The following is a 7,430-nucleotide window of genomic DNA, read 5'->3' on the forward strand; positions in this document are numbered from 1 at the left end:
ATGCAGAAAGCTTTTCTTATATTTCTTTATACATTACTTTATGTAGTCCTATTGGAACAATCTCGAAGATTTCACCATGCTCATGGAAACCTAATCGTTTGTAATAATCCGCTACGGTAATTCGGGCATTACACCATAGAATATTTGCTTCGCGTTCTTGGAGGACTTGTTCAGCTTTACGGATTAAGGAAGTGCCAGCATGCTGGTTTCGGAAATTAGGTAAAGTTGCCATTCCTCGTAGACGATAGTGGGTACCAGCTTGTAAATCAGGATGTATTTCTTTAGAGAAGGAGGCGATGCTAACAAGTTCATCATGTAGAAATGCACCTAAATGAAAGGCGTCTGTTTCGTAATCTGAATCGTATTTACAATCTGCTAATGATTGATTGGGACGCAAAACCTTTTGGCGTAATAAGTATGTTTCAGATGCATCAATATGTTTCACTGTAATCATAATATCATCCTTTCTTATAAGCCTTTTTCTATAAGTTGTAAGAAGAAATATGCGGGTGCAACGAGAAGTCCTAGTATGCTAGCGGTTCCGAGAAGGAGTGAAAATAAGAGACAAAAGTACTTAATTCCATTTGATTTTTTCCATCCGTAGCTACAAATTTCAATGCTAATACCGATGAGAATAATGGCGACGAGTACTTCTGCTAATAATAAGAGAGCTAAAGTTGAAATAGACATAATGTTATTCATCCCCATAATACGTGATAGTAACATTTTACCATATGAAAATGAAAAAATGCCCCTCATTTATGTGAGGGGCATTTTCTACTCTAATATATTTTTCATTGTATCAATATGTTCTTTTGAACCCGTTACAAGTAAAGTATCGCCATACTGTAACTTCGTATCACCATGTGGTATTAATGCTTTATTACCACGGTAAATTTGAATGACAAGTACATCACCTAAAAACGGAAGGCGACGAAGTGCTAAGCCGTTATATTTATTACTTCGTAGTGCAACCTCACGCACCGTTTCATTTGCTGTTGTAATTAAGCGAACGAGACTTGGTTTATCAATAAGTGCACGTAATAAAATACGTGTAGAGTTAATAGTCGAGAATACAGCGATATGTTCTTGAGTCGCCTTTTCTTGTAGAAGGGGATCTTCTACACTTGCGATGACGTGTTCAACACCTAATTCTTTTGCGTGTTCTGCTAATAATAAGTTTTGTTCATCATCACTTGTCGCAACAACAACACGGTCTGCTTCGAAAGCTTTTTGTTCCATTAAAGATTGAATAGTAATCTCATCTAATTTTACAATAGGGAAGTCATGAGATTTCGCTTCCTCATCATTTATTTTATTTTGACGTATCATATATAGTGTTACGTCATACTCTTCACGTTTTAAATCAAGTGATAACGGAAGGGTAATTCTGCTTGCACCAATAATAGATACTTTCGGTTTTGGTGTTTCCACTTTTGGAAACATCTTGTTAAATAATATAGGTGCAAAAATACAAGTAATAACTGCGCTTAAAATAAGAGATGCTGATAAACTTGGGCTAATGATGCCTAGCTTTTCACCGATTTGTGCAGCCGCAATAACTAAAGAAAGTGTTGATGTTAACAAAATAGCACTTCCGAGTACGATATTGCGTGGGTACCATTTTCGTAAGACGAGTGATGGCAACAGTTTTGAAATAAAGAGTCCCACAATTAGAATTGGGATCATTAGCATACTAGAAGGCTCTTTAAAAATAGACCATACTTCTAGATTTACACCAACCATTACGAAGAAAATAGGGATGAAGAAACCATATCCGATGGAATCAAGTTTTTCAACCATATCTTCATTTGGTGATAATAAAGATACGAGTACACCTGCTAAAAAGGCTCCTAAAATATTTTCTGCCCCAACAGATTCAGATAATCCAACTAATATTAAAATGAGTGCAAAAACAGCTCGTGTATCAATTTGTACACTACCGGCTTTTAGGCTTTCTAGGTATGGAATATTTTTAAAACGTCTTGCGACAAAGTAAATTACAATACCAGCACCGAATAGAAGAAGTAGAAGCCACATACTTTGGCCACTTTCGGAATTTAATCCGACGAATACCGCGAGTAAAATCATTGTAACTAAGTCTGCAATAACAGCGACTAATAAAATGATTTGCCCGATTGCGGTTTTTCCTAAGTTATTTTCTTTTAATGTGGGCACAACAACACCTAAAGAAATAGTTGAAATAATTAAAGTCATGAACATTGCATTGTCTACGAATCCTAGCCATACGAATAGTAATGATAGGGCATAAGATAAAATGAAAATAAATAAGAAGATAATGCTTGCTGCTTGGAATGTGTTCGGTTCGTTTGTCGTATTCTTTTTCCCTTTTTGCTTAAAGATCGAAAAGTCAATTTCTAAACCACTTAAAAACATTAGGAAGATAAACCCTAGTGTTGATAAGACTTGAAGCCACATATCTGGCTCAATGATGTTAAATCCACTTTTACCTACAAAGATTCCTGCGATAATTTCTGCAACAACGACAGGAAGTGCTTTTAATTTAAAGCGCTGTAACAAAAGGGGAACGAAAAACGTGATTGCGACAACAACCATCAGTGATAGAACAGAAGAATGATGTTCCACTGCGTTCTCTCCCTTCAAATAAATATAGTACCTATTTAGCCATATAATAGGAAGAAAAGCAACGGATATGGTTTCGATTTCATAAAGAAAGAGTTTTCTTAACATTTGTCATGATAAGTATATGTTTCATGATTTTGTTGTTAATTCCGTAATGTGGATGTAATAGGGGAGGGGATAAAGTGAAACTTTAATCAGTGGGGGTCTTACTGCTCGTTACTGCGGGATAAAAAAAGACTGCTGAGGAATCTCAGCAGTCTTTTTCATGCAAATTACATTGAGAAGAAAATCCATACAGTAAGACCAACTGTTGCAATTGCAACGAAGAAACTGTATATCATTGTAAGGATTTGAATGCTTCCTTCTCCTTCTTTTAAGTGCATGAACATAATTAATTGTAATAACGCTTGCGCAATTGCCATTATGATAATAGTTGTTAATATCGTTGAAAGTGGCAAGTCTGTGTAAAGTGCAACATATAAAGCAAGAAACGTTAGTGCAAGCGATAAAATGAATCCGAAAACGTGTGACCATGGGAATCCGCTATGCGCATGCCCGTTTGCTTGATTGTTATTTTGACCCATTTACGCCACCATCCCGTTCAAGTAAACTAGTGTGTAAATAAAGACCCAAACAAGATCAAGGAAATGCCAGTATAAGCTGATAATAAATACTTTACGAGCTGTAACTGGTGTTAAACCTCGTTTTAAAATTTGGATAATAACACAAGTTGCCCAAATGATACCACCTGTTACGTGGGCACCATGCGTTCCAAGAAGAACGAAGAATCCAGATAAGAATGCGCTTGTTTGAAGCGTTGCGCCTTCACCAACGTACAAAATGAATTCTTCAATTTCAAAGAATAGGAAGCCTGCACCTAAAAGTAAAGTTAGGATAAACCAAGCTAACATTCCTTTTTGATTGTGTTTACGCATTTCGTGAATTGCGATACCACATGTGAAACTACTTGTTAAAAGTAGTAGTGTTTGAATTAAAAGTGTTTTAACCTCAAACAATTGCGCTGGTGTTGGACCATCTGCCGTACGACCAGCAAGGACTAGATAAGAGGCGAAAAGTGTTGCGAACAGCATAATTTCAGCCCCAAGAAAAATCCAGAATCCTAGGATATTCAATCTGCTTTGCTCGGATTGATATTCCAAAGGTAAGCTTTTATCTAAAGCCGCCATGTCATTTCACCTCTCATGCTATATGTTCTGTTTCTTTAATTTCATCAACGCTTACGTAGTAGCCATCATCATAATCGAATGAACGATAGATTAAGCAACCTAAAATACCAATACCACCGATTGCTGCAATCCAGAACCAGCTAAATACTAATGCAAAACCTGCAAGTCCGAAGAATGCAGACATAATAATAGGCACACCAGAATTACTTGGCATGTGAATTGGTTTTAATTCATCTGCTGTTGGTGTAATTGTTTCTCCGCGTTTTTTCATGAACCAGAAAGCATCAGCTTCTTTAATTTCAGGAAGTTTCGCGAAGTTGTAATGTTGTACAGGAGAATGAGTTGCCCATTCAAGTGTGCGGCCATCCCATGGATCTCCAGTTGTGTCACGTTCACCGTGACGTGCACTCCAAATTACGTTGTAACAAAGAATTACGAATCCGATACCCATCATTACTGCGCCGACAGATGCGATTTGGTTCAACCAACCCCATCCAAGGCTTTCAGAGTAAGTGTACATACGACGAGTCATACCATCTAAACCTAGGAAGTACATTGGGAAGAAACAGATGTTAAATCCGCTCATAAAGATCCAGAATGTCCATTTACCAAGGCGTTCATTTAGCATATGACCTGTCATTTTTGGATACCAGAATGTGAATCCAGCAAGCATAGCGAATACTGTACCTGCGATTAATACGTAGTGGAAGTGAGCGACTAGGAAGTAGCTGTTATGGTATTGATAATCAGCTGCTGCCATTCCAAGCATAACCCCTGTAACTCCACCAACTACGAAGTTTGGAATAAATGCCAATGACCAAAGCATTGGAACTGTAAAACGAATACGTCCTTTATATAGCGTAAACAACCAGTTAAATATTTTAACACCGGTTGGAATCGAAATCGCCATTGTCGAAATCGAGAAGAACGAGTTAACCGCTGGACCTGCACCCATCGTGAAGAAGTGATGAAGCCATACGACGAAACTTAGTAAAGAAATTGCAACCATTGAGTATACCATCGCACTGTAACCGAATAGACGTTTACGTGAGAATGTACTAATGATTTCAGAGAAAATACCGAATGCCGGTAAAATAACGATATATACTTCAGGGTGACCCCATACCCAGAACAAGTTGGCCCAGAGCATTGGCATACCGCCGCTCGCCATCGTAAAGAAGTGAGCATCAAATAGACGGTCAAATGTCATTAATGCAAGAGCTACTGTTAATACTGGGAAAGCGAAAATAATGATTACACATGTAATTAAAATAGACCATGTAAACATTGGCATTTTCATTAATTTCATTCCAGGTGTACGCATTTTTAAAATAGTAACTAGGAAGTTAATACCTGTCATTAACGTACCAAGACCTGAAATCTGTAAGGCGATTGCGTAGAAGTTATTTCCTACACCAGGAGTAAACTCTGTACCCGCCATTGGGAAGTAAGAAGTCCACCCAGCGTCTGGAGAACCACCGATTACGAAAGCGATGTTGAATAACATTGCTCCAATAAAGAATAACCAGAAACTTAAAGCATTTAAGAACGGATATGCAACGTCACGAGCACCAATTTGTAATGGTACAACGACGTTCATTAATCCTAGAACGAATGGCATCGCCATGAAAAGAATCATAACTGTACCATGTGTTGTAAAGATTCCGTTATAGTGTTCAGCGTTTAAATATGTTGTATCTGGGAATGTTAACTGGGCACGAATCATTAAACCGTCCATACCACCACGGAATAACATTATAACGGCAGAGATAATATACATGGTTCCTATTTTTTTATGGTCAACAGTTGTTAACCATTCATCCCAAAGCCATCTCCATTTTTTGTACTTTGTTAGTACGAAAAGAATCGCTAATGTCACAAGAACGATAGATGCGTCAGCTCCGTAAATAATCGGGTCACCTGTGACAAAAAATTCATCAAGCTTCACTGTGTTCACTCCAATCTGTTGGAATAATAGCTATTATTTTTTGTTTTTGTAGTAGTTGTAATCACAATATTCAAGTGATTTTGGATCTACATAACTTAAGTGATGACTAGAGAATGTCATACGACCAACTACACCAGGTTTAACAATATCGTTGTACTTATCTTCTGTTAGTTTAGGAGCAGTTTCTTGTACTTCTTTTACCCACTTGTCATACTTTTCTTTTGTTTTTGCTTCAACTTCGAACTCCATGTGAGTGAATCCTTCACCAGAGAAGTTCGAGCTACGACCTAGGTAAGAACCTGGTTTGTCAGCTTGTAAATATAAGTCCATGATCATGCCATCCATTGTATACTTCATACCACCAAGTTCTGGTACCCAGAAAGCATTCATTGGACCTACAGAAGTCAGTTTAAATTGAATTGGTACACCAGCTGGGATGTTTAAATAGTTAACGGTTTCAATTTTTTCCTCCGGGTAACTAAATAACCATTTCCAGTTTGCAGATGTAACATAAATTTCAACTGGTTTAATATGTTTGGACTCTTGCGGAACCTCTTCCGAAGCATAAGTTGCTTTAACTGTTGGAATCGATAATGCGATAACGATAATAACAGGAATAATCGTCCAAATGATTTCTAATAATGTGTTACCGTGTTGATCAGGTGGCTCATAGTCCATATTCTCTGGTTTTTCACGATAACGAATCAAGATGACTGTAAACAAGATGAATACAATTGCGATAATTAATGACATAAGCACGAATGACCAAACAATTAAATCATACTGTGCCTTTGCAACAGGTCCTTGCGGATTTAATACTGCGAGTTTTTTATCACAGCCACCGAGGAACAGAACTAATGATAACGGAAGAAGCGAAGCCAACTTCCAAAATGCTTTCTTTAGTTGCACGATTGAAAATCTCCTTTCTCCTTGGATTGAAACTATGCCAATAAAACAATATAAACCTATTAATTTATAGATGGCAATAGTTTTTGTGATATTGTTAAAAAATAGACACAAATGCACGCTTTTTAAGGTGAATATCATTTGTAACTTGATAACATTGTAAACTATTTTCCAGATAAAAACGTGATTGTGAGAATTTTAAGATAAATAAAGTTATACCAACATACCCAATAAATAGAAAAAAATTATCTTATCATAAGGAAGATTACTGAATTTTTAATATTTTTAGTTTATTGCCTGAGTTATATTTCTTTTTTGTTCAAATGTGACAACTTTCCGAATGTTTAACTTGGTATAAAATGTAGCAAATGATTATAAATGGAATCCAGCAAGACAGAGAAATTCTCTGATCTGGAATAAAGGCTAAACTAACAAATGTAAGGAAATTGAGTGAGAGATCTACGATTGGAACTATTGGATAAAGTGGTGTACGGTATTTTAAATCTACTTGTTGATTCATATGCCCCTCCCCCCATATTTTTTTGTATGTGTTAACTGGATTTCATTCTGGGCTTTTCATCATTAGTGGGGGTGAAAAACATACGGGGTTTATTTTGTTGTGAACTGAGTATGTAAAGGAAAAACTAACTACCTTATAATATTTATTAACATAGTGAAGGAAATGTAATTCTTTCACTATGTTAATAATTTTATTTTTAGTAAAATGTTATGAAAAAGTATATCTTTTTCTTTTTATTAGAAATAATTAGAATTATATGATGATA

Annotated in this window: 7 protein-coding genes and 1 pseudogene; all 8 read right to left on the reverse strand. The window is 36.4% G+C overall.

All coding sequences use genetic code 11. The features are described 5' to 3' along the window. Positions 1-16 precede the first annotated feature (16 nt). Positions 17-454: a GNAT family N-acetyltransferase gene (locus V7038_RS01120; RefSeq protein WP_335468796.1), complete on the reverse strand. Its 438-nt coding sequence runs from the start codon at positions 452-454 to the stop codon at positions 17-19. A 14-nt stretch (positions 455-468) separates the two neighbouring features. Continuing rightward, a complete protein-coding gene (locus tag V7038_RS01125; protein ID WP_002114192.1) occupies positions 469-759 on the reverse strand; it encodes a DUF4022 family protein in 291 nt (96 codons plus the stop codon). Positions 760-777: 18 nt separating this feature from the next. Further along, complete coding sequence (locus tag V7038_RS01130; protein ID WP_016103566.1) at positions 778-2,607, reverse strand: monovalent cation:proton antiporter family protein; 1,830 nt, start codon at positions 2,605-2,607, stop codon at positions 778-780. Between the two features lie 269 nt (positions 2,608-2,876). After that, positions 2,877-3,188 (reverse strand): cytochrome aa3 quinol oxidase subunit IV, encoded by a 312-nt coding sequence (gene qoxD / locus V7038_RS01135; protein WP_002114198.1) that lies wholly within the window; start codon positions 3,186-3,188, stop codon positions 2,877-2,879. Continuing rightward, positions 3,189-3,791, reverse strand: coding sequence for a cytochrome aa3 quinol oxidase subunit III (gene qoxC, locus V7038_RS01140; protein WP_002116263.1), 603 nt, complete (start codon positions 3,789-3,791; stop codon positions 3,189-3,191). 13 nt (positions 3,792-3,804) lie between these two features. Beyond that, positions 3,805-5,739 (reverse strand): cytochrome aa3 quinol oxidase subunit I, encoded by a 1,935-nt coding sequence (gene qoxB, locus V7038_RS01145; RefSeq protein ID WP_002114203.1) that lies wholly within the window; start codon positions 5,737-5,739, stop codon positions 3,805-3,807. A gap of 33 nt (positions 5,740-5,772) precedes the next feature. Continuing rightward, the gene (locus V7038_RS01150; RefSeq protein WP_002114212.1) at positions 5,773-6,648 is read right to left on the reverse strand and encodes a cytochrome aa3 quinol oxidase subunit II; all 876 of its coding nucleotides are present in this window, start codon (positions 6,646-6,648) and stop codon (positions 5,773-5,775) included. Between the two features lie 282 nt (positions 6,649-6,930). Continuing rightward, a pseudogene (locus tag V7038_RS01155) lies at positions 6,931-7,150 on the reverse strand (amino acid permease); the annotation flags it as partial. Positions 7,151-7,430: the final 280 nt, after the last annotated feature.

Origin of the sequence: Bacillus sp. JJ783 (assembly GCF_036963225.1) — a bacterium.
In the GTDB taxonomy this organism is placed as follows: domain Bacteria; phylum Bacillota; class Bacilli; order Bacillales; family Bacillaceae_G; genus Bacillus_A; species Bacillus_A cereus_U.